At 48.0% G+C, this 281-nt stretch carries 1 protein-coding gene; it reads right to left on the bottom strand.

What is annotated here, in order from left to right:
* On the bottom strand, positions 1-281 hold a 281-nt coding region (locus AAEY72_RS14595), incomplete at both ends, for a molybdopterin cofactor-binding domain-containing protein (RefSeq protein ID WP_352311250.1).

The following is a 281-nucleotide window of genomic DNA, read 5'->3' as shown; positions in this document are numbered from 1 at the left end:
GCATAAATGGCTGCGAGCACGCCATAATAAGGAAATATCGAATGATCTTTGGCACCAAAACCGCCGCCAATATAAGGCGAATGCACTACCAGATGCTTTACTTTTCCCGCTAATGGCCCAGATGACAGCATGTGTACGGCCATCTCTTGAAAGTCTTGTGGTGACTGCGAGGTGATAACCGTATGGAATGTCTGACTACTGGCATCAAACCAGCCGTTAAAGGCTTCTGGTTCCATCATCATCGGGTCGATGATCTGGGTGCGATATTCGCGCTCTAATAC

Origin of the sequence: Psychrobacter sp. W2-37-MNA-CIBAN-0211, assembly GCF_040309405.1 — a bacterium.
GTDB classification, from domain to species: Bacteria; Pseudomonadota; Gammaproteobacteria; order Pseudomonadales; family Moraxellaceae; genus Psychrobacter; species Psychrobacter glaciei.
Note: the sequence above shows the minus strand (reverse complement) of the source record. Positions and strands in the feature narration are given on the sequence as shown.